Raw genomic sequence first — 25,665 nt, forward strand, 5'->3', positions numbered from 1 at the left:
GGACCGCATTCTGCTCATCCGGGCACGGCCGCACTACCGACGTTCGCAGGGCTGGACGGGTCTTGTCCGGGGTGGACAGGCGGGGCAGACTCGCGCCATGGCCGCGCACAGAAGCATTCCGGTACGCATCACCGCAGTCGCCGCGATCGCCGCTCTGGTCGGTGCCGCCGCACCGGGTACCGCCTCGGCGGGTCCACCGCCGCCACCGAAATCGCCGGTCGCCGTCGGCTACCTGGGCGCCGTCTCGAGTATCGACGTGGACGCGACCGCGATCGGCACGAAGATCCTGCGCGAGGGCGGCAACGCCGTCGACGCGGCCGTCGCGACAGCCGCCGCGCTGGGCGTCACCGACCCGTTCTCCGCCGGTTTCGGCGGTGGCGGCTTCTTCGTCTACTACGACGCGCGGAGCGGCAAGGTGCACACGCTCGACGGCCGCGAGACCGCGCCGTCGACGGCGAACGAGAACCTCTTCGTCGAGAACGGCAAGGCGATCCCGTTCGCCGAGGCCGTCACCAGCGGGCTGAGCGTCGGCGTGCCCGGCACGCCCGCCACCTGGCAGGAAGCCCTGCGCAAATGGGGGACCAAGTCGCTGGCGAAGGCGGTCAAGCCCGCCGAAGAACTGGCTCGCAAGGGTTTCAAGGTCGACCAGACCTTCAACACCCAGATCACCAACAACGCCGCCCGCTTCTCGGCGTTCCCCTCGACCCGGTCGCTGTACCTGCCCGGCGGAGCGCCGCCCGCGGTCGGCACGACGTTCAAGAACCCCGACCTCGCCGGCACGTACGCGCAGCTGGCCGCGAAGGGCACGGACGTGCTGTATCGCGGGCAGATCGGCGCGGACGTCGTCAACACGGTGCGGAAGCCGCCGGTCGACCCCGCGTCGACGCTGAACGTGCGACCCGGCGACCTGACCGCGGCCGACCTCGCCAAGTACCGCGTGGCCGAGCGGAAGCCGACCAAGACCGAGTACCGCGGCTACGACGTCTACGGGATGCCCGCGCCGTCGTCCGGCGGGCTGACCGTCGGCGAGGCGCTGAACATCCTCGAGAACACGAAGCTTTCCAAGCTGCAGAAGGCCGATTACCTGCACTACTTCCTGGAGTCGACCCGGTACGCCTTCGCCGACCGCAACCGGTGGATCGGCGACCCGGCCTTCGTCGACGTCCCGGCGAAGGAACTGATCAGCCAGAAGTTCGCCGACAGCCGCGCTTGCCTGATCGACCCCGCGAAGGCCGGGACGAGCCCCGTCGCGCCCGCGGACCCGCGCAAGCCGGTGCCGTGCGTCGCGGGGACGAACTCCGCGCCGACGCCGTACGAGGGCGAGAACACCACGCACCTCACGGTCGCCGACCGGTGGGGCAACGTCGTCGCGTACACGCTGACCATCGAGCAGGAGGGCGGCAGCGGCATCGTCGTGCCGGGCCGCGGGTTCCTCCTCAACAACGAACTGACCGACTTCTCCTTCACCCCGGTGACGCCGGGCGTGCCCGATCCGAACCTGCCGGGCCCGGCCAAGCGGCCGCGGTCGTCGATGGCGCCGACCATCGTGCTCGACGGCGGCAAACCGTTCCTCGCCGTCGGCTCGCCCGGTGGCGCGTCGATCATCACCACGGTGCTGCAGATCCTCACCGGCCGCATCGACCGCGGCCTGAAGCTGGTCGACGCGATCGCCGAACCGCGTGCCTCGCAGCGGAACTCGGCGGCCGCGCAGGTCGAGCAGGCGTTCCTCGACCAGACCGACGTCCTCGCGATCCTGAAGGCCAAACAGCAGGGCTTCTCGACCGCGCCCGCCGAGATCGGGGCCGCGACCGGCGTCGAACGGCTGCGGGACGGGCGGTGGCTCGCCGCCGCCGAACCGACCCGGCGGGGTGGCGGCTCGGCGGCCGTCGTGCTGCCCTGGCCACCCAGGTAGCTGAAGGACGCTTTCCCCGCATCTCACGCGGTGAAGGACGCTTTCCCCACATGACATGCGGGGAAAGCGTCCTTCAGCCCCTACGGGAGAGCGAGCGCGCCGCGGCGGTGGGGTCCTTCTAGACTGAGCGGCGATGTTCGCCCAGTCAGAGGTACCCGTCCCCCCGGCGGAGGTGCGTTGATGCGCCTCGTCTTCGCCGGTACCCCCGAACCCGCCGTCCCGTCGCTGCGCGCGCTCCTCGCGTCCGATCAGCACGAGGTCGTCGCCGTCGTGACCCGCCCGGACGCCCAGGCGGGCCGCGGCCGTCATGTCGTCCGGTCCCCGATCGGCGCGCTGGCCGACGAGCACGGGATCGAGGTGCTGACCCCGCCGAAGGCGAGCGATCCCGCCTTCCTCGCCCGGCTCGCGGAGATCGCCCCCGACGCGTGCCCCGTCGTCGCGTACGGGGCGTTGCTGCCCCAGGCCGCGCTGGACATCCCGGAACACGGCTGGGTCAACCTGCATTTCTCGCTGCTGCCCGCGTGGCGTGGCGCCGCGCCGGTCCAGGCCGCGATCCGCGCCGGTGACGAGATCACCGGCGCCTCGACGTTCCGGATCGTCAAGGAACTCGACGCCGGCCCGGTCTACGGCGTGATCACCGAGCAGATCGCCGCCACCGACACCGCCGGGCAACTCCTCGGCAGGCTGTCGGAGTCCGGGGCGAAGCTGCTCGTGTCCACGATGGACGGAATCGCCGACGGCACGCTGCGCGCGGTGGAGCAGACCGGGGACGGCGTGAGCTACGCGCCCAAGGTGACCGTCGAGGACGCGCGGGTGTCGTTCGCCGACCCGGGCACGGCCGTCGACCGGCAGATCCGCGCGGTCAGCCCGGAACCGGGCGCGTGGGCGGAGTTCCGCGGCGAGCGGCTGAAGCTCGGCGCGGTCACGGTCGTCGACGAGCCGGGCCCCCCGCCCGGCGAACTGGTCGTGGAGCGCAAGCGGGTCCTGGTCGGCACGGCGTCGAAACCGGTGCGGCTGGGCGAAGTGCAGGCGCAGGGGAAGAAGCGGATGGCGGCCACCGACTGGGCGCGCGGTACGAGGATCGAACAAGGAGAGCGCCTGCAGTGAACGAGCGTAGGGAACGCCGGCCGTCGAGGCCGGAGCGAGGCCGTCCGGGCCCGCGCAAGGAAGGGCCCAGCCGCCCGCCGCAGATCGACCCGGCCCGTCAGGTCGCCTTCGACGTCCTGCGCGCTGTCCGGGAAAAGGACGCGTACGCGAACCTGGTGCTCCCCGAGTTGCTGCGCAACCGCCGGATCTCCGGCCGTGACGCCGCGCTGGCCACCGAACTGACCTACGGGACCTGCCGCGCGGTCGGCATGCTGGACGCCGTCATCGAGGCCTGCCTCGTCGACCGTTCGCTGGCCAAGGTGGACGCCATCGTGCTGGACGGGCTGCGGCTCGGCGCGTACCAGCTGCTGCGCACCCGCATCCCCGAGCACGCCGCCGTCGGGTCCACTGTGGACCTCGTCCGCGCCGAAGTCGGTTCCTGGATCGCGGGTTTCGTGAACGCCGTGCTGCGCTCGGTGTCCGAAAAGGACGAAGAGACCTGGCTCAACGAGCTGGCCCCCGACGAGGCCGCCGACCCCATCGGGGCGTACGCGCTGCGGACGGCGCATCCGCGCTGGGTCGCGCGCTCCTTCGCGGAAGCGCTGGGGGACAAGGGAGCCGAGCTGAAGGCGGCCCTGGAGGCCGACGACGACCGCCCCGACGTGCACCTGGTCGCCCGTCCCGGCGAGATCAGCGCCGACGAGCTGGCCGCCATCACCGGCGGCGACGTCGCCCCGTACTCGCCCTACGGCGTCCGGATGCCCGCGGGTTCCGGCGACCCCGGCGATGTCGAACCGATCAAGGAAAAGCTGGCGGCCGTTCAGGACGAGGGCAGCCAGCTGTGCGCCGTCGCCGTCACGAAGGTCCCGCTCACCGGCTCCGACGAGCGCTGGCTGGACCTGTGCGCCGGACCGGGCGGCAAGGCCGCGCTGCTGGGCGCGCTCGCGTCGATCAGCGGCGCGACCGTCGACGCCGTCGAGAAGGCGCCGCACCGCGCGAAGCTGATCGAGAACGCCGTCCAGGGGCTTCCGGTGACCATCTACGTCGCCGACGGCCGCGAGACCGACCTCGAACCGGGCTACGACCGCGTCCTGGTCGACGCGCCGTGCAGCGGTCTCGGCTCGCTGCGCCGCCGCCCGGAGGCGCGCTGGCGCCGTCAGCCCAGCGACATCTCGGACCTGACGAAACTGCAGGGCCAGCTGATCACCGCGGCGCTGGACCTGGTCCGCCCCGGTGGCGTCGTCACCTACGTCGTCTGCTCGCCGCACCTGGCCGAGACCGAAGGCGTCGTGGGGGAGACAGCGCGCCGCGCCGGTGCCGAGATCGTCGACGCGCGGCCGTTCTTCCCGGACGTCCCGCAGCTCGGCGACGGCCCGTACGTCCAGCTGTGGCCGCACCGGCACGGCACGGACGCGATGTTCTGCGCCGTCCTGCGGAAGCCGGAAACCGCCGGGTGAGCAGGGTTCTCGGCCTGGTCGCGAGCTCGTGCGGCGGACTGGACACCCGGTTCGCCGCACAGCTCGCGAAACCGGCCGCGGACCGCGGCTGGGAGCTCGCGATCACGCTGACCCCCACCGCGGCCCGCTGGCTGGAGAAGACCGAGGGGATCGGTGAGCTGGAGAAGCTCACCGGGCTGCCGGTCCGCAGCACTTCCCGGCTGCCGGGCGAACCGCGCCCGCATCCGGATCCCACGGTGTTCCTGTTCGCGCCCGCGTCCGCGAACTCGGTGGCGAAACTGGCGCTGGGCATCGCCGACAATCAGGCGCTGACCCTGCTCGGCGACGTCCTCGGCACACCCGGGATCACGATCGTCCTGGGGTATCAGATCCAGGACACGCGGGTGCACCATCCGGCCTGGCGGCGCCATCTCGACACGCTCGCCTCCGCCGGTGTCACCACCACGAGGCTCACCCCTGAAGCTCCGTGGACGTCCGTGCTGGACCTGCTCCCTTAGCGAGCGCAGAACCCCGTGTCGACGGCGGCCACCAGGTCTTTCGACACGTTGGCAGGCACCGGATCCTGGTTGACCACGACGTTCACCTGCTTGCCGTGCGGGATCGCCCCGGACAGGGTCGAGAAGCCGCGGATGCTCCCGCGGTGGCCCCACCACACCCCGCCGCAGCTCAACGGGACCGACACGATCCCCAGTCCGTATTGCGCGCCGGGAACGCCCAGGTCCACGGGCATGGTCCGCTGCATCTCCGCGAGTTCCGCCCGTTTCAGGAGGTGGCCGCCGGTGAGCGCGGCGAAGAAGTGGTTCAGCTCCTCGCCGGTGGAAACGAGCCCGCCGGAGGCCCCGGCGATCGACGCGTCCAGTTCGGTGTAGTCGGCGAGGTCCGGTGCGTAGCCCCTGGCGTGCGGGAAGGGCAGGCGTTCGTCGCCACGCAGCGGCAGATAAGTGCCTTGTAGGCCCAGCGGCCGGGCGATCCTGGCTTCGATCTCGGCGGAGACCGAATGCCTGGTGACCTTCTCGATGAGCATGCCCGCGATGATGTAGTTGGTGTTGGAGTACGACCAGCCCTTGCCCGGATCGAACAGCGGCCGGTTCGCCAGACCGATCGCCACCAGTTCTTCGGGCTCGGCACCGCGATGCCGCCATTCGTCGATGTCGAGACCGCGGACGTAGTTGTACAGGCCGCTGGTGTGCTGGAGCAGCTGCCGGACGGTGATCTTGGTGCCGTCGTTGCCGTTCCCGCGCACGAGGCCCGGGAGATACCGGTCGATCGGCGTGTCCAGCCGCACCTTTCCTTCGGCGACCAGCTGCAGCACCACGACGGCGACGAAGGTCTTGGTCACACTGCCCGCGCGGAACTTCGAGCCGCGCGGGAAGGGTGTCCCGGTGCGGATGTTCCCCACGCCTTCGCGTTCCGACCACGACCGCCCGGACACGCTCGTCACCGTCGCCTGCGCGCCGGGGACCCCGTCCTGCACCAGTGTTTTCAGCGCCTTGTCGACCTCGTCGTGCGGTTTGGTCACGGCGAGCGCCGGGGCGGCGGTGGTGGTGGCCAGCATCGCGATCAGCGAGCCGACCGCGATGGTCTTCTTGCCTGGCAAGGTTTTTCGCATGGAACAAAGCTAGGGACGCCACGAGGAAGCGACCATGAGGCAGGCCCCCACCCCTCACCGGGGGCCTGCCCCACCGTCAGCGCAGGCGCAGAGCGCGCTTCAGGGTGCCGAACAGGTCGGTCTGGTTGGTCAGGCCGACGACGTTCGCCGCCTGCGGTCCGTAGCCGGCGACGCGGATCTGCGTTCCGGTGTGGTCCTGCGACGAGCCGGGCATCCCGGTGCCGTAGTTGATGGTCATGTTCGCGCCCTCGTTGGTGACGAGGGTGGCGGTCTGGCCGGGGCTGACCGTGCCGTTGCCGATGATCTGGCTGGTGTGGCCGTGATCGCCGGTGACGATCACCAGGGTGTCCGGGTTGCTGCGCGCGAACGCGAGCCCGGCCGCGACGGCCTGGTCGAAGTCGATCGTCTCACCGATCTGGCCGCACGGGTCGGCGGCGTGATCCTGCTTGTCGATGCTCGCGCCTTCGACCTGGAGGAAGAAACCCTTGTCCTTGCGGCGGTCGTCGAGCAGCGAGATCGCCTTGCGGGTCTGGTCGGCCAGCTTCGGCTGGGTCTTGGGCAGCGCCGGGTTCGGCGTGCAGCGGCTCGGCGGGGTGCCGCCCTGCTTCGCGGCCGGGCCGGTCCAGTTGACCGGCAGGTTGCCGGCGGCGAACAGGCCGAGCAGCGGCTTGCCCGGCTTGGCCGCGGCGAGGTCGGCCGCGGTGTTCACCACCTGGTAGCCCGAAGACTTCGCCTGGTCCAGCACGGTCTTGCCGGCGAACTTCCCGGCCTTGACCTGCTGGTCGAAATACTTCGCGCCGCCGCCGAGCAGGACGTCCGGCTTGGTCTGCACCAGCTGCTCGGCGATGGAACCGGCGCCGCCGTTCTCCTTCGCGTTGACCGCGCATTTGGCGCTGGTCTCGTTGGGGCCCTTGCAGTCGCGGTTGACGACATGCGACCCGAGCACCGCGGGGGTGGCGTCCTGGACCTCGGCCGTGGTGACGTCACCGGTGCGCAGGCCCGAACGCTTGGCGATCTCGAGGATCGACGGGACGGCGTTGCCGTACGGGTCCACGGAGATGGCGCCGTTGTAGGTCTTCACGCCGGTGGCCCAGCCGGTGCCGGAGGCGGCCGAGTCGGTCACGTAGTCGGGCTTCGAAGGGTTGTTCTTCTCGACCGCGTACGTCGTGTAGTCACCGGTGAGCGGCAGTTCGTCCATCGCGAGCCGCCCGGCCGCGCCGCGTTCGTAGTTGCGCGCCGAGGTGATCTCGGACTGGCCCATGCCGTCGCCGATGAACAGGATGACGTTGCGGGCGCCGCCGCCCTTGATCGCGGCGCGCACGTCCTGGGTGCGGTCGCCCTGCGCGGCCGCGAGACGGGCGTCGTCGCCGGCGGCGAGCGCGGCGGGCGCCAGCGCGATCAGCGTGACGCCCAGCGCCCCGCCCGCGAGCCATTTGCGCCGTCCTGTGAACAGCGAAGCCATCGAAAATCTCCTTGGGATTACTGAAAATCAGGGCAGTCCCATTAGTCACCGCGCATGTGTGCGGCCGGGGATTTCCGGGTGAACACGGGAAGAACAGCGGCCGTCCGCTAGCGCAGGCTGTGACCCGGTGCGACGATGCCGGTCTCGTAAGCGAACACCACCGCCTGACTGCGGTTGGCGGCGCCCAGTTTGCCGAAAATGTTGCCCACGTGGGTTTTGACGGTTTCGAGGCTGATGACCAGATCGGCCGCTATGTCCACATTGGACATCCCGGTGGCGATGAGCCGCAGCACCTCGGTCTCCCGTTTCGTCAGCGAAGACGGCCGCGGCGCGAGGCCCGACGCCGCCGGGCGAGCGGTGACCAGCCGCCGGATCGCGTCGGGGAACAGCAGTGTCTCCCCGGCGGCGATGGTCCGGATGGCGTGCGCGAACTCCTCCTTGCGCGCACGCTTCAGCAGGAACCCGCTCGCGCCGGCCAGCAGCGCGTCGTAGATGTAGTCGTCGTTGTCGAACGTGGTGATCACGAGGACCTTCGGTGGTTCGGGCACTTCGGCCAGCACCCGCCGGGTCGCCTCGATCCCGTCGACGCCGGGCATGCGGACGTCCATCAGGATCACGTCGGGATGCGTCCGCCGCACCAGGTCGACCACCTCGCCGCCGTCGCCCGCCTCGCCGACCACGGTCAGATCGGGCTGGTTGTCCAGCAGCGAGCGCAATCCGGCGCGCAGCAACGGTTCGTCGTCGACGATCAGGACCCGCAGTGTCATGAGCGCGACCGTAGCGGGATCGTGGTCACCAGGCGCCACAGCGGTTCCCCGTCGATGGCGGGCCCCGCGACGAGCTCGCCGCGCAGCGCCTCGACACGTTCGGTGAGCCCCGGCAATCCGTTGCCGCCGCGGCCGGAAACCGCCGCGTGTTCCATGAGCGGGTTCACGATCTCGATCCGCAGCGCGTCGGCGAGTACCGCCACCCGTACGGTCACCGGGCCGGGATGGGCGTGCCGCAACGCGTTCGTCAGTCCTTCTTGGACGATCCGGTACGCCTCCCGCGAAAGCGTCGCGGGCAGCTCCGCGGCGGGGCCGGTCAGCTCGTAGTCGATCACCGCTCCGCCGGATCGCGCCCGCTCGGCGAGCGTCGCGGCTTCGACGAGCCGTCGTTCGGGTTCGCGGGAAGACCGGTCGTCCCGCAGCAGGCCGAGCACGTGGTCGAGGTCTTCGAGTGCCGCCCGGGACGACTCCTCGATGGTGCCCAGCGCCTTGCGTACCAGTTGCGGTTCGGAATCGACCAGTTCGGCGGCCGCGGCGGCCTGGATGGTCGACGTCGTCAGCGTGTGGCCGATGGAGTCGTGCAGCTCGCGGGCCAGCCGGTTGCGCTGCTCGAAGTGGTTCGCCCGGACCTCGGCCGCGGCGACGCGTTCGGCGGCCGACGGCCCCAGCAGCGCGACCGCGCAGTACTGGAAGAGCTTGGTGAAACCGGCGAGGACGTACGCGATGACGACGAGCGTGACCAGCGCGATCGGCAGCGTCCAGAGTCCGGCGGTACCGGCTTCGATCGTCACCCGCTCGCCGAAGAACTCGATGGGACTGCCGCCGCCTCCCGCCCACACGATGGCGAACACGAAGCCGATCATCAAGAAGCAACCGAGGCCGAACAGCACCCAGCCGAGCGTGGTGTGCACGATCAGCCAGGCCGCCGAGCGCCAGCGCTCCGCCCAGGCGACCTTCGACTGCGGCGGAGGAGAGGCGATCCGGGTGCCCAGCATCTGGTTGGCGAACCAGATGCTCACCCGCCGCATCGGTCCCGGGAGCCCGGCGAGCCCGGCCAGCAGGGCCATCGCGAGCATGCCGTAGACGATCTTCGCCTTCACGTCGCCAGGGATGAGGATCGCGGGGATGAGCGCGATCGGGAACGGGATCGCCGTCATCGCCATACCGAGAAGACCGAACGGCACGCTGCGGTAGCTGCCGATCCGGACCAGTGTTCCGAGGGGGTTGACCATGACGGGAACGCTATTGGGTGCCGCGTGCGCGCACCTCCCACTGCGGTGCCATTTCCCGTCATCCTCAAGAGCGGGACGCCGGTCACAGCCGGTTAGCGGGCGTTAGCGGCGTCCTCCTACACTCGGGCGCGTGGCTCACCGACCTTTGATCGCACCCAGCATCCTCTCCGCGGACTTCGCCCGGCTCGGCGACGAGATCCGCGCCGTCGCGGGGGAGGGGGACACTCGCGCGGACTGGGTCCACGTCGACGTCATGGACGCGCACTTCGTGCCGAACCTGACCCTCGGCCTGCCCGTCGTGCAGTCGCTGATCAAGGCCACCGACGTCCCGATCGACTGCCACCTGATGATCGAGAACCCCGACAAGTGGGCCATCGGGTACGCCGAGGCGGGCGCCTACAACGTCACCGTGCACGTCGAGGCCGCGCACGACCCTGTCGCGCTCGCGAAGAACCTCCGCGCCGCCGGGGCGAAGGCAGGACTGTCGATCAAGCCGAACACGCCGATCGAGGACCACCTCGACACCCTCAAGCACTACGACACGCTGCTGGTGATGTCGGTCGAGCCGGGCTTCGGCGGCCAGTCGTTCATCGAGGGTGTCCTGGACAAGGTGCGCACCGCGCGGCGCCTGGTCGACACCGGCCACCTCAAGCTGGTCGTCGAGATCGACGGCGGGATCAACGCCGACACCATCGAGCAGGCCGCCGAGGCCGGTGTGGACTGTTTCGTCGCCGGTTCCGCCGTCTACGGCGCCGAAGACCCTGGTAAGGCCGTCGCGGCGCTGCGCGAGCAGGCGGCCCGCGTCCGCGGCTGATCCCGGCTCTTGATCAGCCGTCGGGTCAGGAGAAGGAATCGGCCCCGATGGGTGTTGGATGGGGGGAGCACCGTTTTCCAGCGACGGTGCGACCAGGAGGAGGGCAGCAGGAGTGTTCACCGGCATTGTCGAGGAACTCGGCGAGGTCACCGCGGTCGAGCAGGTCCCGAACGCCGCGCGGCTGACCGTACGGGGGCCGCTGGTGACCAGCGACGCCGGTCACGGCGACTCCATCGCGGTGAGTGGCGTGTGCCTCACCGTGGTCGCGGTGGCGGGCGGTGAGTTTACCGTCGATGTCGTGCACGAAACCCTGCAACGCTCCAGCCTCGCGAAGGTGAACGTCGGCGACGTCGTCAACCTGGAACGCGCGACGCCGGCGGGCGGCAGGCTCGGCGGGCACATCATGCAGGGCCACGTGGACGGAACCGGCGTCTTCCTCAAGCGGGACGAACAGGGGCTCACCTCGTTCGCCCTGCCGGGCAGACTGGCCAGGTATGTGGTCGAAAAGGGGTCGATCGCGGTCGACGGCATCTCCCTCACGGTCGCCGCGGTGACCGACGAGGAGTTCTCCGTCGCCCTGATCCCGACCACTCTCGAACTCACCACCCTCGGCCGGAATCAGCCGGGTGACCTGGTGAATCTCGAGGTCGACGTGGTCGCCAAGTACGTCGAGAAGCTGGCCATGCCGCACCTGCGCGAGCAGGGGGACAATGGCGGTACGGAGGAGCGGGCGTGAGCGAGACGAGTGCGATTCCGGGGTCGGCTGATCTGACCCCCTGTGGAGGCGGGGTGGCCGTGAACGCCGATGCCATCGAGGCGGCGATCGCCGACATCAAGGCGGGCCGTCCGGTCGTCGTGGTGGACGACGAGGACCGTGAGAACGAAGGCGACCTGATCTTCGCGGCGGAGAAGGCCACACCGGAACTGATGGCCTTCATGGTGCGCTACACCTCGGGGTACGTCTGCGTGGCGCTGACCGAGGCCGAGGCGGACAGGCTCGACCTGCCGCCGATGTACCACACGAACCAGGACCAGCGCGGTACCGCGTACAGCGTCACGGTCGACGCCGCCGACGGCATCACCACCGGTATCTCCGCGGCCGACCGCTCGCACACCGTCCGCCTGCTCGCCGACCCGGCGTCCACGGCGTCGGACTTCCGGCGCCCCGGTCACGTGGTCCCGCTGCGCGCCAAGCAGGGCGGCGTCCTGCGGCGTCCCGGGCACACCGAAGCCTCCGTCGACCTGGCCCGCCTCGCCGGGCTTTCGCCTTCCGGAGTGCTCTGCGAGATCGTGTCGCAGAAGGACGAGGGCGACATGGCCCGCCGCGACGAACTCGAGGTCTTCGCCGCGGACCACGACCTCAAGATGATCACCATCGCCGACCTGATCGCGTACCGGCGGCGGACCGAGAAGCAGGTCGAGCGGGTCGCCGAGGCGCGGATCCCGCTGTCGGCGGGCACGTTCCGCGCGGTCGGTTACGACAGCCTGCTCGACGGCATCGAGCACATCGCGTTCGTCTTCGGCGAGATCGCCGACGGTGAGGACATCCTGGTCCGCGTGCACTCCGAGTGCCTCACCGGTGACGTCTTCGGCTCACTGCGCTGCGACTGCGGCCCGCAGCTGGAGGCGGCGCTCGAAGCGGTGGCCAAGGAAGGCCGCGGCGTCGTGCTCTACATCCGCGGTCACGAGGGCCGCGGTATCGGGCTGCTGCACAAACTGCAGGCCTACCAGCTGCAGGACGCGGGTGCGGACACCGTCGACGCGAACCTGCAGCTCGGCGTCCCCGCCGACGCGCGCGACTACGGCACCGGCGCGCAGATCCTGTGCGACCTGGGCGTCCGCTCGATGCGGCTGCTGACGAACAACCCGGCCAAACGCGTCGGGCTCGAGGGGTACGGCCTGCGGGTCACCGGCCGGGTGTCGCTGCCGATCTCGCCGAACCCGGAGAACCTGCGCTACCTCAAGACCAAACGGGACCGGATGGGGCACGACCTGTCCCAGCTGGAGCATTTCGACCAGGTCGGCGCCGAAGTCGACCAGGGCAACGGAGGTGGCACGCGGTGAGCGGCGAAGGCCGTCCGGACGTCGAACTCGACCTGTCCGACTGTAAGAACATCCGGCTCGGGATCGTGGCCACGCGCTGGCACACAAAGATCACGAGCGCCCTGCTGGAACGTGCCCTCGAGGCGGCGAAGGCGGCCGACCTGGAGGAAGAGCCGACCGTCGTCCGTGTCGCGGGCGCCGTCGAACTCCCCGTCGCCGCACAGGCACTGGCCCGGACGCACGACGCCGTCGTCGCGCTGGGTGTGGTCGTGCGGGGCGGGACGCCGCATTTCGAGTACGTCTGCGACGCTGTCACCGCGGGCCTGACCAGGGTGGCGCTCGACGAGAGCACCCCGGTCGGCAACGGGGTGCTCACCTGCGACACCGAACAGCAGGCCCTCGACCGGTCCGGTCTGCCCGGCTCCGTGGAGGACAAGGGCTACGAGGCGACCGTCGCGGCGCTGGACGCCGCGCACGCGCTGCGGAACCTGCGCCAGCCGTGGACCGAGCGGGGCTTCGTGTGAGCGTCGAGGCGGATGTGATGACCGAGTCCGAGGTCGTGGTGGTGCGGCCCCGCCGTGCCCTGGTGATGTGTTCGGTGCTGGCGGTGATCCTGCTGGCGACGTTCGTGATCGTCGCGGTCCTGCTGCGCGGTTCGGACACCGGCGTGATCTTCCAGCCGTCCGACCAGGCGGCGATGATCGGCATCGGCGTCCTGCTCGCCGCGGGCACGATGCTGTTCGCGATGGCGCGCGTGAAGGCCGACGCCGACGGCATCGAGGTCCGGAACGTGCTGATGACCAAGAAGTTCGCGTGGAGCGAGGTGCTCTCGGTGAGCTTCCCCGACGGTGCTTCGTGGGCGCGGCTGGAACTGCCGGACGACGAGTACTACTCGGTCATGGCCGTGCAGGCCGTGGACCGGGAACGCGCGGTGGCCGCGGTGCGGGCGCTGCGGCGGCTGCACAAGGCGGCCTGGAACGGCTGACGCCTTTTCTTTCTGCTGTCCGTGAAGGCCTCCTTCCCTACCCTCAAGGTAGGGAAGGAGGCCTTCACGGATTTGAGCAGGCGAGGTGGCCGTGTGGTGGGTGTCTGGGTCGCTCCGCGTGCCGGTTTCGGGCGTTGCGAAAGCCACTTTCGCAACCTTCAACGTTGCGAAAGTGGCTTTCGCGTCATCTCGGGGCTCCGCCGAGACCCACTCACGATCCCAAATTCAGGTCCACCACGATGGGCGCGTGATCCGAGGGGCCCTTCCCCTTCCGCGCGTCACGGTCCACATAGGAATCCGTCACCCCGCCCGCGATCCGGGCGTCGGCGTACACGAGGTCGATCCGCATTCCCTTGTTGTTCGGGAAGTTCCCGGCCCGGTAGTCCCAGTACGTGAACGGGTGGTCGTACTTCAACGGCCGCGGGAACACGTCGGACAACCCGAGGTCCCGCAGCGCCGCGAGCGCCTTCCGCTCCGGCTCCGTCACGTGCGTCGACTCGGCGAACACGCCGATGTCCCAGACGTCCGCGTCGGTCGGCGCGATGTTGAAGTCGCCGAGCACCGCGAACGGCAGTCCGCGCGCCTGCTCCTCGCGCACCGTCGCTTCCAGCGCCGAGAGCCAGGAGAGTTTGTAGTCGTAGTGCGGGTTCTCCAGCTCTCGCCCGTTGGGCACGTACACCGACCACAGCCGCACCCCGCCGCAGGTGGCGCCGATGGCGCGCGCGTCGGTCTTGTCTTCGAAGGTGGGCTCGCCGGTCAGCCCGCGCGTGACGTCCTCCAGCCCCACGCGGGACACGATGGCGACGCCGTTCCAGCGTCCGATGCCGTACGCGGCGGTCTCGTAGCCCAGTTCCCGCACGGCGTCGACGGGGAAGGCGTCGGTGCCGCTCTTGAGTTCCTGCAGGCACAGCACGTCCGGCTGCACCGTGCCGAGCCACTCCAGCACCCTCGGCAGCCGGGGCCCGATCGAGTTCACGTTCCAGGTCGCGATCCGCATGCCCGCGAGCGTCCCACACCCCACCGACAGGCTGACGCGAAAGGGCCCCTCCGAGACGGGTCGCGTCTCGGAGGGGCCCCACCGGGGTGTGAGGTCAGACCCCGGCGGTCGTGCGGATCCAGGAGCGGGCCGAAGCGACGCTGCCGTAGTTGTTGGTGCCGCGGGTGTTCGAGCCGCTCTGGTTCTGCACGGTCGAAGCGACGCCGACCTGGACGCCGTTGGAGACCTGGGGGCCGCCCGAGTCGCCCTTCCACGCCGAACCGTTGATGCCGACGCTCTGGATGGCCGGGCCGCCGTAGGCGTCGGACGAGCTGCCGCTGACGCGGACGTTGGCCACCTTCAGCGCCGAGGCGGGCGGGCCGGTCGGGGTCTCACGGCCCCAGCCGTACAGCTGGTTCGTGCTGCCGACCGACGGGTTCGAGCTGGCCAGGGTGATCGGCGTGACACCGGCGTCCGAGGCCAGGTGCAGCAGCGAGATGTCGGAACCCGCGGGCGAGGACACCTTGCGGTCGACGGCGATCACGCGGCCGCCCTGCAGGGCGTTGCTGCCGACGCGGACGCGCATGCCGCTGCCGTCGGAGTCGAGGCAGTGCTTGGCGGTCAGCACCCAGCGCTGGGCGATGACGCTGCCGGAGCAGTTGAACCCGTCCCACTGACGGCCCGGGGTGTTGACGTAGACCTGGGCGCCCCAGCTCACGGTGGGGGCGGTGCCGCCGCCCACGATGTTGGGCTGGACACCGGTCGGGGTGCCCGCGGAGGCGACGCCGGCGGTCATGGTGAGGGCTGCGGCGGCGAGTGTGGCGGCGCCCAGCGTACGAAGACGGCTCACGGTGCAGGAGTCCTTTCGAGCGTCATCTGACGAAGAACCAAGTGAAGTGGAACTGGGACGGAAAGTAATCACCTGGTTCACCCGCTAGGAACCAACGAACGTCGGGTCCGGCCGAATACCCGACTTAGGTCGGTATGTGTAGTGAAAGACTTACCGGATCGTGGGAATGGCCACTCGAAGGGTTGACCGGACCCTGTCTAAGGACGGGGGCCCGTAAGACTGTCGGTGCTGCCCCATAGGCTTGACGGCGTGGCTGACCCGACCACCTACCGTCCCTCGCCGGGGAGCATCCCGGACGCCCCTGGCGTGTACAAATTTCGTGACGCCACGAAGAGGGTCGTCTACGTCGGCAAGGCGAAAAGCCTCCGCAGCAGGCTGAACTCCTACTTCGCCGACATCACGGGCTTGCACCCGCGCACACGCCAGATGGTGACGACGGCGGCGAGCGTCGAGTGGACCGTCGTCGGCACCGAGGTCGAGGCGCTCCAGCTCGAGTACAACTGGATCAAGGAGTTCGACCCGCGGTTCAACGTCCGCTATCGCGACGACAAGAGCTATCCGATGCTCGCCGTCACGATGAACGAGGAGTACCCGCGCCTGCACGTCTATCGCGGCGCGCGCAAGAAGGGCGTGCGGTACTTCGGGCCGTACGCGCACGCCTGGGCCATCCGCGAAACGCTCGATCTGCTGCTCCGGGTCTTCCCGGCGCGCACTTGTTCGGCGGGCGTCTTCAAGCGGCACGGCCAGATCGGCAGGCCCTGCCTGCTCGGCTACATCGGCAAATGCTCCGCGCCCTGCGTCGGCAAGGTTTCCGCCGACGAGCACCGCGGCATCGTCGAGGACTTCTGCGACTTCCTAGCTGGCCGCACCGACGCGCTGATCCGCCGCCTGGAACAGGAAATGGCGGCCGCGTCCGAAGAGCTGGAGTTCGAGCGCGCCGCCCGGCTGCGTGACGATCTCGGCGCGCTCCGGCGGGCGATGGAAAAGCAGGCGGTGGTGCTCGGCGACGGTACGGACGCCGACGTCGTCGCTTTCGCCCACGACGAACTCGAGGCCGCGGTCCAGGTCTTCCACGTGCGCGGCGGCCGGGTCCGCGGTCAGCGCGGCTGGGTGATCGACAAGGCCGAGGAGATGGACGTCAAGGACCTCGTCGACCACTTCCTCACGCAGTTCTACGGCGAAGAAGCCGAACGCGCGGACGACCCCGACCTCGGGTCGCCGGTGCCGCGTGAGGTGCTCGTCCCCGAGCTGCCCGCGGACGCGGAAGCGGTCGGCGAATGGCTTTCCGGGCTGCGCGGTTCGAGGGTGAGCCTGCGGGTGCCGCAGCGCGGTGACAAACGCGCGCTCGCGGAGACGGTCACGCGCAACGCGGGCGAGGCGTTCACCCAGCACAAACTGCGCCGGGCCGGCGACCTCACCGCGCGTTCGGCCGCGCTCGCGGAACTGCAGGACTACCTGGCCCTGGAAACCGCGCCGCTGCGCATCGAATGCGTCGACATCAGCCACATCCAGGGCAGCGATGTGGTCGCGTCGCTCGTGGTGTTCGAGGACGGGATCCCACGCAAGTCCGAGTATCGGCGCTTCGCGCTTCGCGAGGCCGCGGAGGAAGGCGACGTCGCGTCGATCGCCGAGGTCGCCCGCCGCCGTTTTTCCCGTTATCTCAAGGAAAACGCCGAAGAGGTCGATCCGGACCGGCCGGGCATCGACCCGGAGACCGGCAAGCCGCGCAAGTTCGCCTACGCGCCGAACCTGCTCGTCGTCGACGGCGCGGGCCCGCAGGCCACCGCGGCCGCGGACGTCCTCTCCGAATTGGGCGTCACCGACGTCGCCGTGGTCGGCCTGGCGAAGCGGCTGGAGGAGGTGTGGCTGCCGGGTGATCCCGATCCGGTGATCCTGCCGCGCACCTCGGACGCGCTGTACCTGCTGCAGCGGCTGCGCGACGAGGCACACCGTTTCGCCATCCGATACCACCGGGAGAAGCGGTCCAAGCGGATGCAGGTGTCCGCATTGGACGGTGTGCCGGGGCTGGGGCAAGCTCGTCGTACCGCGCTGATCAAGCATTTCGGCTCGGTGAAGAAACTCCGCGAAGCAAGACTCGAGGAGATCGAGGCGGTGCCCGGCTTCGGCAGGCGCACCGCGGAAGCGGTCGTCGCGGCGCTCGCAGGGGAGACGGCCGCGACGGCGGGGGAGTCCAGTACGTGATCGGGGAAGGGACCATCGTGAGTGCGCAAGAAGAAGGCCGCGGTTCGGGGATGGAGGTCGCGGTCGTTTCGGGACTGTCCGGAGCGGGCCGCAGTACCGCCGCGAAATGCCTGGAGGACCTGGGCTGGTTCGTGGTGGACAACCTGCCGCCCGAGCTGATCGCCACCATGGTCGAGCTCGGCGCGCAGGCGCGGGGCGCGATCACCAAGGTCGCCGTGGTGATGGACGTGCGCTCGCGCGCGTTCACCGACGACCTGGCGTCGGTCATCAAGGATCTCGACGCCCGCGGCTACAAGCCGCGCGTGCTGTTCCTGCAGGCCACCGACGCGGTGCTGGTGCGCCGGTTCGAGGCCGTCCGCCGCGGGCACCCGATGCAGGGTGACGGCAGGCTCGCCGACGGCATCACCGCCGAGCGCACGCTGCTGGAGCCGCTGCGCGAAGAGGCCGACCTCGTGCTCGACACTTCGTCGCTTTCGGTGCACGACCTGCGCGCCAAGATCGAGGACGCCTTCGGTTCCGAGGCCAGCACGCAGACTCGCGTCACCGTGCTGTCCTTCGGCTACAAGTACGGCCTGCCGATGGACGCGGATCTGGTGATGGACGTCCGGTTCCTGCCGAACCCGTTCTGGATCCCGGAACTGCGCGACCACACCGGTCTCGAGGGCGAAGTCCGCAACTACGTGCTCAGCCAGGAAGGCGCGGACGAGTTCCTCGACCGCTACCACCAGCTGCTGCGTCTGATCGGCGCGGGCTACAAACGCGAGGGCAAGCGGTACCTGACGCTGGCGGTCGGCTGCACCGGCGGGAAGCACCGCAGCGTCGCGATCTCCGAGGAGCTCGCCCAGCGTCTGTCCAATGAGGACGGTATGGCCGTGAAGGTGGTGCACCGCGACCTTGGCCGCGAGTGAGCTGCGCGCCGTCGCGCTGGGTGGCGGGCACGGCCTGCACGCCACCCTCACCGCGCTGCGCCGGGTGACCTCGCAGGTCACCGCCGTGGTCACCGTCGCGGACGACGGGGGCTCGTCCGGCAGGCTGCGCCGCGAACTCGGGCTGCTGCCGCCGGGAGACCTGCGGCAGGCCTTCGCCGCGTTCGCCGCCGAAGACGGCGGAACCCTGTGGGCGGAGGTGTTCCAGCACCGGTTCGGCGGTGACGGCGCGCTCGCCGGGCACGCGGTCGGGAACCTGTTGCTGGCCGGGTTGTTCGAGGTGCTCGGGGATCCGGTCGCCGCGCTCGACGAGGCGAGCAGGCTCATGGGCATCTCCGGCCGCGTCCTGCCGATGTCACCCGAACCGTTGGAAATCCAAGGCGAGGTCTCGGGTCTCGACGCCGAGAACCCCGAGGCGCTCCGGCGGATCCGCGGTCAGGTGGCGGTGGCGACGACGCCGGGACAGGTGCACCGGATCAGCCTGCACCCGACAGGACAGGCCGACAGGCCGCCGCGCGGATGCCCCGAGGCGATCGAAGCCGTGCTCGGCGCGGACGTGGTCTTCCTCGGCCCGGGGTCGTGGTTCACCAGTGTGCTGCCGCATCTGCTGGTGCCGGATCTGCACGACGCGCTGCTCCGGACGGACGCCACGAAGGTGGTCATCCTCAATCTGATCCCCCAACCGGGGGAGACGGCGGGATTCTCTCCGGAGAAGCATTTGGACGTACTCTTCGAACACGCCCCGGAATTGAGGGTGGACGCGGTCGTCGCGGACCGGGACTCGGTGCCCTCACCAGCCCGGTTGCGAGAGGCCGCCGGGAAACTCGGGGCGCGGGCGTTGCTGGGGGCGGTGGCTGACCCGGTCGTGACGGGGCGGCATGATCCTGATGCGCTCGCGAGCTGTATGCGAGACGCTCTCGGTCTCACCGGGGGAGGAGCTGAAGGTATGGAGGGGCAGCGATGGCGATGACCGCCGCCGTGAAGGACGAGCTGAGCCGGCTTGAGATCACCAAGATCGGCCCGCGCCGCGCGGAGGTCGCGTCGATGCTGCGATTCGCGGGCGGGCTGCACATCGTGGCCGGCCGCGTCGTGGTGGAGGCCGAACTCGACACCGGTTCGGTGGCGAGGCGGCTGCGCAAGGAGATCCACGAACTGTACGGACACCAGTCCGACGTCCACGTCATCTCCTCCAGCGGGTTGCGCAAGGGCACGCGGTACGTCGTCCGGGTGGTCAAGGACGGTGAGGGCCTCGCCCGGCAGACCGGCCTGATCGACCAGCGCGGCCGCCCGGTGCGCGGGCTGCCCGCCGCCGTCGTGTCCGGCGGCGTCGCCGACGCGGAAGCCGCCTGGCGAGGCGCGTTCCTGGCGCACGGTTCGCTCACCGAACCCGGCCGCTCGTCGTCACTCGAAGTCACCTGCCCCGGCCCCGAGGCCGCGCTGGCGCTCGTCGGCGCCGCCCGGCGGATGGGCATCCAAGCCAAATCGCGCGAAGTCCGCGGCGCGGACCGCGTCGTCGTGCGCGACGGTGACGCCATCGGCGCCCTGCTGACCCGCCTCGGCGCCCACACGAGCGTGCTCGCGTGGGAAGAGCGACGGATGCGCCGCGAGGTGCGTGCCACCGCGAACCGGCTCGCGAACTTCGACGACGCCAACCTGCGGCGCTCGGCCCGCGCGGCCGTCGCGGCGGCGGCCAGGGTCGAGCGGGCACTGGACATCCTCGGCGAGTCCGCCCCGGATCACCTGCTCGCCGCGGGCAAACTGCGGCTGTCGAACCGGCAGGCCTCGCTCGAAGAACTGGGCCAGCTGTCCGACCCGCAGATGACCAAGGACGCCGTCGCAGGCCGGATCCGCCGCCTGCTGGCGATGGCCGACAAGAAGGCGAAGGAACAGGGCATCCCGGACACCGAATCCGCCGTGACCCCGGACATGCTGGAAGAAGACGAAGCCTGACGTCGCGTTTAGTCCTCTGGTTGCGTTGATTGCGTGTGCATCTATCGCAATCAGAGGACTGAATGCGTGGCTGTTGCTTCGCGTGCCGGGTCGCCCCACCGCCACCCTGATGTCGCGAAAGCCACTTTCGAGACATCAGACGTCCCGAAAGTGGCTTTCGCGACACCCCGAAGCCACCACGCAAGCGAGCAACCTGGCACGTTGCCTTACCCCTCGATAACCGTCCTTACCACTCACGAGGTCTGTTCACCGAAGACCTTGCACGTCGCCGGGTCCCCGTTCAGCGCGGCGGTGGCCAAGAGGACGGCGCCCGCGGTCCAGGTGGTGCGCTCGTCGGGCCAGAACTCCTTGTCCGCGAACTGGTAGCCGGTCCAGTACGAGCCGTCTTCATGCCGTAGGCGCGCTATGCACTCGAGGAGTGCGGCGGCCCGCGTGCGGTCTCCGCGAACGGCGAGTGTCAGCGCGAGTTCGGCCGTCTCGCCGCCGGTGACCCAAGGCTCGTGATCGACACAGCGCACCCCCAAGCCAGGTTCGACGAACCGGTCCCAGCCGGTGTCGATCCGTTCCGTCGCGCTGGAACCGGTCAGGACAGAGCCCAGGACCGGGTAGTACCAGTCCATCGCGTGCGGTTTCGCCGTGAACAGGTGGGGCTGCTCGACCAGCGCCGTGCGGAGGCGCTTAGCCGAGGCCGCCCATCGCGGACGCGCCTGGCCGACCAGGGACGCGAGGCCGATCGCTTGCGTCAACGCGTGGTGGATACTGCTGCACCCGGCGACCAGGCGGACACCGGGATCGGTCCGCCAGGCGATGGCGCCGGACGGTTGCTGCCGTCGAACGATCGCATCGAGGGCACGGTCCACTGTGGGCCACAGGCGTTCCACGAACGAGTGGTCGCCGTTCGCCAGGAAGTGGTGTCGTACACCGACGGCAACGTAGGCCGTGAAGTTGGTGTCCATAGTGGACAGCGTGGCTTCGCCGTCGCGGTACTCGGCCGCCCAGGAGCCATCGGGCCGTTGGTTGCGAGCGAGCCAGTCGTAGGCGGCTTCGGCCTCCGCGTGCATCCCGGCGACGTCGAGGCCCATCGCGGCTTCGATGTGGTTCCACGGGTCGAGATGACCGTTCGCCTGCCAGGGGATCCCGCCGTCCGGTCGCTGCACGGCGGCGATCGTGGCCGCGGTGGCCTTCACGATTTGCGGGCGTAGACGACGAGGCTCTTGCCGAGCACCGGGTTCAACACGCGTTCGGCGAATCTGACCGGACGCGGACCTCGCATGATGTCCCACACCAGGAATCGGTGGTAAAGCTCGCAAAACCGGTGATCCGTCTCGGGTCCGACCGCGCATTTCAGCCACCAGTAGGGCGAATGCAACGCGTGCGCGTGATGGCTGGACAAGGGGCGCAGCCCTGCTTCCCGTAGACGGCCGAAAAGCTCGCCGCGTCGGTAGATCCGGATGTGCCCGCCCTCGACAGCGTGGTACTCGTCGGAGAGCAGCCAGCAGATCCTCTCCGGCCACCAGCGTGGCACGGTCGCGGCCATCAGGCCATCGGCTGCCAGCACCCGGCTCACCTCGGCGAGGACGACACGGTCGGCGTGGATGTGTTCGAGGGTCTCGGCCACGATCACCCGGGTGAAGGCGCCGTCCGGGAACGGAAGCCGGAGGGCATCCGCGCGGACGGCCGTCGCGGACGCCGAAGCGGGCGCCTCCCCGGCCTCGGCGATGCTGGAGAACCTGTCCCGCACGTGCTTCAGCGCGGTGTCGTCGAGGTCCGCGGCGACCACGTCCGCGCCGCGTTTGTAGGCCTCGTAGGCATGTCGCCCTTCTCCGCAGCCGAGGTCGAGGACTCGATCGCCGGGGCCGACGGGGAACCGGTCGAAGTCGACGGTCAGCACTCGGTCCCCTCTCGTCCAAGAATCCGCCGGTAGTGGTCCATGGTCTGTTCGGCAGTCCGCCGCCAGCTCAGGGTCGCCGCCGCGGCAAGACTTCGCTCCGAGAGGTCGGCACGTCGTCGCACATCGCCGAGGAGTGAGTTGATCGCGTCCGCCAGGGCGCCGGGATCGCCGGGCGGCACCAGGACTCCGGCGTCCCCGACGACTTCGGGCAGCGCGCCCGCCGTCGTCGCCACCACGGGCGTCCCGCAGGCCATCGCTTCCGCCGCGGGCAACGAGAAACCTTCGAAGAGCGAGGGAACGCACACGATCTCGGCCGAACAGAGAAGCTCCGCCAGGTTGACGTCCGACAGGCCGCTGACGAACCGCACGTTCGCGTCGGGGCCGAGGTTCATCAGTGCTCGTTCGGCAGGCCCGTCCGGTTTCGGCTTACCCACCACGACCAGTTCGCCGTCGATCTTCGCCCACGCGGTGAGCAGCATGTCGAGGCCCTTGAGCGGTTCGTCCGCGCTGGCCGTGGTGACGACTCTGCCGGGCACCCGTGCGATCTCGGGGCGGGGGTGGAAGACCCGCGTGTCGGCCGCGAGCGGTACGACCCGGATCCGGTGGTGGGGTACGCGCATTTCCCGGGTGATCGCCTCACGCGAGGCGTGGGAGACCGTGAGCGCGGGCAGCCGTCGAGCGACGCGGTGCTGCATGGACACGAAGCCGTACCATCGCTCGACCCGGTCCGCTTCCGGACCGGTGACCGTGGCGAGTTTCAGCTCGCGGTCCACCGCGATGGGATGGTGGATGGTCGCGATCGTCGGGAGTCCACAGTGGAGTGTTCCGTAGCCGAGCCCTTGATTGTCGTGCACGACGTCGAACTCACGCCGGCGTTTCGCGAGATGCCGGGCGGCGCGCAGGGAGAACGCCAACGGCTCGGGAAAACCGCCGCGGCGCATACCGAGGAATTCCACCCAAGCGGGCAGGTCGCGCAACTCCGACAGCCTTGGGGTGCGGAACGGGTTCGGTTCGGCGAACAGATCCAGCCCCGGCAGCTTCGTCAGCCGCACACCGGCGTCGACCTCCGGGTAGGGCGGCCCGGCCAGCACTTCGACCCGGTGGCCCAGTCCGGCGAGCTCGCGGCTCAGATGCCGGATGTAGACGCCTTGCCCGCCGGAACGAGGGTTTCCCCGGTAGCTCAGCAGCGCGATCCGCAGGGAGCTCACCACTCGTTCTCCGGAGTGGGCGGGGTCGTCCTCGCCACCCAAGTCTCGTACCAGGTCTTGCAGCGCACCGTGATCCGATGGGTCTCTCCGAGCTCCCGCTCCGCCCGCCGAGCCCACGCCGCCCAGTTTTCCCGGTTCTCCACCGGAATCCCGGACACGCGCCGCTCCACCGAGTTGAGCGCGTCCTCGTGCAGGCCCGCGAGCCACCGGAACTCGGCTTCGTTGGTGGCCGCGTACGCCTGTTCCAAGGTCGGCTCCTCGTCTCCGGACGGCGGTTCCACGTCCGAGGTCGCGTCCGCCAGCCGGGCGTGCAGGCGGGGCGTCACTTCGGGCGCGGGGCCGGTCCACAGCACGGTTTCGGTCGGCAGACCCGCTTGTGTGCGCCGGACCGCGGTGCGGAGACCGGCGAGGATGTCCCGAACGTGCACCGTTCTTTCCGGGCCGCCGCTCGCAGCGCTCGCCTTGGTCAGGATCGAGATCGGGATGGGGCCGCGGTCGGCCGCCAGGTGCAGCAGGTCCAGCAGGACCGCCCGCGCCGGACGGGGTGAGGGCAGCGCGCCGGTGTCCTCATCGGCCTCCGGCCATTTCTCCTCCTGGCCGACGCTGATGAAGGTGGCCGTCGAGTCGCCGAGCCGGATCACGTCGCGATGCGCCAGTTCGGCGTTGAGGATTCGCCGTTTGTTGACGAAGGTGCCGTTGGCGGAATCGAGGTCGGTCAGCCACGCGGTCGTCCCGTCCCAGCGGATTTCGCAGTGCACGCGGGAAACGCGCGAATCGGCGAGCGGCAGGGTGGCGCGGCGGCTGCGGCCGAGCGTCGTGAATCCGTAGGAGAGTTCGTGGTGGACGGGAGCCCGGCCGGGGACGTCGAGGATCAGCGTCGCGGGGGTGAGTCTCGGTGAAGTCGGCGAGTCGCTTCCTCGCTGAGCTGGGACGTCGCGCGCCGGCCGGGGCGCGGGCTTGCCGGGCCGGTCCGCTGGCCGGATCACCGGATGCGTGACCCGCAAGGGGATCAGGCGCACCACGGTCGCGGACGGGAGGTTGTCCGGTGTCCGCGTCGCCACCACCGTCTTGACCCACGACAACTCCGGATCGGTGGACAGGTTCCGCAGGAGGCCGGTCACACGGGAGGTGACGTCGGGGTCTAGATCGTCCAGGCCGTCCATCGCGATCCGCACCGGGCTGTTCGTCCACTGTGGAGTGACTGTCCGCAGCGGGCCGAGGATCGCCAGATCGAAAGCGCTTGCGCCGCTCCGTGCGCTGTCATCGAGAGTGCTCAGGAAGGCCTCGCGGGACTCGGCGAACCACGGGACCGTGTGCTGGAGCTGGCGGGCCAGTTCCCGTGCGATCTGTTCCGCCGTCTGCCCGCGGGCGGCGAACAGCACGGCGTGCAGGAAGTCCGGCGGGACATAGGATCCCGCCACCGACGGGCGGGCGAGCGCGGCCAGCATGGCCGATTTGCCGGAGTCGGCCTCCCCGGCGATCGCGACCAGGCGGGCCCCGGTGAGCAGATGCCCGACAGTCTCGCCGAGTTCCGGCTTCTGCTTGTAGTTCGCTGTCAGCCGTTCGATGTCCGGGGCCGCGGGATTGCCTGCCAGCGGCGAATGGCGCCACGCGGGGGAGGCGTTGAGCGCGAGCCACAGCCCCTGATCGGCGCCGATCACCTCGCGGGTGCCGTCGAAACCGAGATGGACGGCGGTCTGCGCCGGGCACAAGCCGGTGATGACCCGTTTGAGATCCGCGCAGCGGACGTGCTCGCCGAAACTCCGGTGCCCCGAACGCAGCACGGTGACCAGCGACCGGCTGAAGCAGCCGTTGGCGGCGACGCGGTCGTCGGACGCCGTCAGCAGGTCGAACCGCCGTCCGGCCTCGCCGACGATCCGCAGCCAGCGCCTGCCCGCCTGGACGGCGCCGATTCCCGCGTGGCAGGTGTCGAGCAGGATGACCAGACCGTCGAGCGTGGAGTAGCGGCCGAGGAGCTCCTTGATCCGCTGGGCGAACAGGAACGACTTCCGGCTGTCCACCGGCAGGCTGGTTTCCTTGGTGAGGAAGTAGAAGTCGTCGTCGGCGTATTCGCCGTGCCCGACGAGCGAAAGGAAAAGTGTCGCCTCGTCTTCGGCCGCGCGCTCGAACGCCTCGGCCAGCGCGTCGTCGAGTTCGACCATCGTCGGGTCGATGAGCAGGTCGCGGCCGTCCGCGAGCGCGGGGACACAGCCGCCGATGCCGGGATCCCGCAACGCCGCCGAGACTTCGTGGCCGACGTCGGGAAGGAACGAAAGCAAGTTCAACGAATCGCAT

At 69.9% G+C, this 25,665-nt stretch carries 23 protein-coding genes; 13 read left to right on the plus strand and 10 right to left on the minus strand.

The genetic code is table 11. The features are described from left to right. Positions 1–97: 97 nt before the first annotated feature. The 4 genes from ggt (at position 98) to HDA45_RS35790 (ending at position 4,952) form a co-directional block, all read left to right on the plus strand. The gene (gene ggt, locus HDA45_RS35775; protein WP_184902955.1) at positions 98–1,912 is read left to right on the plus strand and encodes a gamma-glutamyltransferase; all 1,815 of its coding nucleotides are present in this window, start codon (positions 98–100) and stop codon (positions 1,910–1,912) included. A gap of 180 nt (positions 1,913–2,092) precedes the next feature. Beyond that, positions 2,093–3,019 (plus strand): methionyl-tRNA formyltransferase, encoded by a 927-nt coding sequence (gene fmt, locus HDA45_RS35780; RefSeq protein WP_184902957.1) that lies wholly within the window; start codon positions 2,093–2,095, stop codon positions 3,017–3,019. Continuing rightward, positions 3,016–4,455: a transcription antitermination factor NusB gene (locus tag HDA45_RS35785; protein ID WP_184902959.1), complete on the plus strand. Its 1,440-nt coding sequence runs from the start codon at positions 3,016–3,018 to the stop codon at positions 4,453–4,455. Before fmt ends, HDA45_RS35785 begins: the two co-directional genes overlap by 4 nt. Continuing rightward, on the plus strand, positions 4,452–4,952 hold the full coding sequence (locus tag HDA45_RS35790) for a flavoprotein (RefSeq protein WP_184902961.1): 501 nt from the start codon (positions 4,452–4,454) through the stop codon (positions 4,950–4,952). Before HDA45_RS35785 ends, HDA45_RS35790 begins: the two co-directional genes overlap by 4 nt. Here the strand turns inward: HDA45_RS35790 and HDA45_RS35795 are convergent. The 4 genes from HDA45_RS35795 to HDA45_RS35810 all read right to left on the minus strand — a co-directional run bounded on the left by HDA45_RS35795 (position 4,949) and on the right by HDA45_RS35810 (position 9,525). Next, positions 4,949–6,064: a serine hydrolase domain-containing protein gene (locus tag HDA45_RS35795; RefSeq protein ID WP_184902963.1), complete on the minus strand. Its 1,116-nt coding sequence runs from the start codon at positions 6,062–6,064 to the stop codon at positions 4,949–4,951. The genes HDA45_RS35790 and HDA45_RS35795 overlap by 4 nt on opposite strands. A gap of 76 nt (positions 6,065–6,140) precedes the next feature. Then, positions 6,141–7,526: an alkaline phosphatase gene (gene phoA / locus HDA45_RS35800; RefSeq protein ID WP_184902965.1), complete on the minus strand. Its 1,386-nt coding sequence runs from the start codon at positions 7,524–7,526 to the stop codon at positions 6,141–6,143. 107 nt (positions 7,527–7,633) lie between these two features. Continuing rightward, the gene (locus HDA45_RS35805) at positions 7,634–8,293 is read right to left on the minus strand and encodes a response regulator transcription factor (RefSeq protein WP_184902967.1); all 660 of its coding nucleotides are present in this window, start codon (positions 8,291–8,293) and stop codon (positions 7,634–7,636) included. After that, positions 8,290–9,525, minus strand: coding sequence for a sensor histidine kinase (locus HDA45_RS35810; RefSeq protein WP_184902970.1), 1,236 nt, complete (start codon positions 9,523–9,525; stop codon positions 8,290–8,292). The genes HDA45_RS35805 and HDA45_RS35810 overlap by 4 nt, the downstream gene beginning before the upstream one ends. Positions 9,526–9,670: 145 nt before the next feature. Here HDA45_RS35810 and rpe point away from each other — a divergent pair, with 145 nt between their 5' ends. From rpe to HDA45_RS35835, 5 genes are all read left to right on the plus strand, one after another. Continuing rightward, positions 9,671–10,339, plus strand: coding sequence for a ribulose-phosphate 3-epimerase (gene rpe / locus HDA45_RS35815; protein WP_184906369.1), 669 nt, complete (start codon positions 9,671–9,673; stop codon positions 10,337–10,339). A gap of 112 nt (positions 10,340–10,451) precedes the next feature. Continuing rightward, complete coding sequence (locus HDA45_RS35820; RefSeq protein WP_184902972.1) at positions 10,452–11,075, plus strand: riboflavin synthase; 624 nt, start codon at positions 10,452–10,454, stop codon at positions 11,073–11,075. A 53-nt stretch (positions 11,076–11,128) separates the two neighbouring features. Then, complete coding sequence (locus tag HDA45_RS35825) at positions 11,129–12,403, plus strand: bifunctional 3,4-dihydroxy-2-butanone-4-phosphate synthase/GTP cyclohydrolase II (protein WP_184906372.1); 1,275 nt, start codon at positions 11,129–11,131, stop codon at positions 12,401–12,403. Beyond that, positions 12,400–12,906, plus strand: coding sequence for a 6,7-dimethyl-8-ribityllumazine synthase (gene ribH, locus HDA45_RS35830; protein ID WP_184902974.1), 507 nt, complete (start codon positions 12,400–12,402; stop codon positions 12,904–12,906). Before HDA45_RS35825 ends, ribH begins: the two co-directional genes overlap by 4 nt. Before the next feature lie 17 nt (positions 12,907–12,923). Then, the gene (locus HDA45_RS35835; RefSeq protein ID WP_184902976.1) at positions 12,924–13,367 is read left to right on the plus strand and encodes a PH domain-containing protein; all 444 of its coding nucleotides are present in this window, start codon (positions 12,924–12,926) and stop codon (positions 13,365–13,367) included. A gap of 211 nt (positions 13,368–13,578) precedes the next feature. Here the strand turns inward: HDA45_RS35835 and HDA45_RS35840 are convergent, their stop codons facing one another. Both HDA45_RS35840 and HDA45_RS35845 read right to left on the minus strand, forming a co-directional pair. After that, complete coding sequence (locus tag HDA45_RS35840; RefSeq protein WP_184902978.1) at positions 13,579–14,364, minus strand: exodeoxyribonuclease III; 786 nt, start codon at positions 14,362–14,364, stop codon at positions 13,579–13,581. A gap of 94 nt (positions 14,365–14,458) precedes the next feature. Further along, on the minus strand, positions 14,459–15,193 hold the full coding sequence (locus HDA45_RS35845; protein WP_184902980.1) for a S1 family peptidase: 735 nt from the start codon (positions 15,191–15,193) through the stop codon (positions 14,459–14,461). A 249-nt stretch (positions 15,194–15,442) separates the two neighbouring features. Here HDA45_RS35845 and uvrC point away from each other — a divergent pair, with 249 nt between their 5' ends. From uvrC to whiA, 4 genes are read left to right on the plus strand one after another with little or no spacing between them, the layout of a single operon-like run. Next, positions 15,443–17,395 carry an excinuclease ABC subunit UvrC gene (uvrC, locus tag HDA45_RS35850; protein WP_184902982.1) on the plus strand — a complete coding sequence of 651 codons (1,953 nt, stop codon included), beginning with the start codon at positions 15,443–15,445 and terminating at the stop codon, positions 17,393–17,395. A gap of 50 nt (positions 17,396–17,445) precedes the next feature. Continuing rightward, positions 17,446–18,303 carry an RNase adapter RapZ gene (gene rapZ / locus HDA45_RS35855; protein ID WP_101606758.1) on the plus strand — a complete coding sequence of 286 codons (858 nt, stop codon included), beginning with the start codon at positions 17,446–17,448 and terminating at the stop codon, positions 18,301–18,303. Between the two features lies 1 nt (position 18,304). Further along, positions 18,305–19,291, plus strand: a complete 987-nt coding sequence (locus tag HDA45_RS35860) for a gluconeogenesis factor YvcK family protein (RefSeq protein WP_184906374.1) — start codon at positions 18,305–18,307, stop codon at positions 19,289–19,291. Continuing rightward, positions 19,282–20,271, plus strand: a complete 990-nt coding sequence (whiA, locus tag HDA45_RS35865) for a DNA-binding protein WhiA (RefSeq protein WP_061980674.1) — start codon at positions 19,282–19,284, stop codon at positions 20,269–20,271. Before HDA45_RS35860 ends, whiA begins: the two co-directional genes overlap by 10 nt. 233 nt (positions 20,272–20,504) lie before the next feature. On the opposite strand, the gene HDA45_RS35870 is transcribed toward whiA, so the two are convergent. The 4 genes from HDA45_RS35870 to HDA45_RS35885 are packed head-to-tail and all read right to left on the minus strand — an operon-like array spanning position 20,505 to position 25,655. After that, complete coding sequence (locus HDA45_RS35870) at positions 20,505–21,458, minus strand: prenyltransferase/squalene oxidase repeat-containing protein (protein ID WP_221471333.1); 954 nt, start codon at positions 21,456–21,458, stop codon at positions 20,505–20,507. After that, the gene (locus HDA45_RS35875; RefSeq protein ID WP_184902984.1) at positions 21,455–22,162 is read right to left on the minus strand and encodes a methyltransferase domain-containing protein; all 708 of its coding nucleotides are present in this window, start codon (positions 22,160–22,162) and stop codon (positions 21,455–21,457) included. Before HDA45_RS35875 ends, HDA45_RS35870 begins: the two co-directional genes overlap by 4 nt. After that, complete coding sequence (locus HDA45_RS35880; protein ID WP_184902986.1) at positions 22,156–23,373, minus strand: glycosyltransferase; 1,218 nt, start codon at positions 23,371–23,373, stop codon at positions 22,156–22,158. Before HDA45_RS35880 ends, HDA45_RS35875 begins: the two co-directional genes overlap by 7 nt. Beyond that, positions 23,367–25,655 (minus strand): FHA domain-containing protein, encoded by a 2,289-nt coding sequence (locus tag HDA45_RS35885; RefSeq protein ID WP_246480896.1) that lies wholly within the window; start codon positions 25,653–25,655, stop codon positions 23,367–23,369. Before HDA45_RS35885 ends, HDA45_RS35880 begins: the two co-directional genes overlap by 7 nt. Positions 25,656–25,665 lie beyond the last annotated feature (10 nt).

The sequence above is a fragment of the Amycolatopsis umgeniensis genome, assembly GCF_014205155.1.
GTDB lineage: Bacteria > Actinomycetota > Actinomycetes > Mycobacteriales > Pseudonocardiaceae > Amycolatopsis > Amycolatopsis umgeniensis.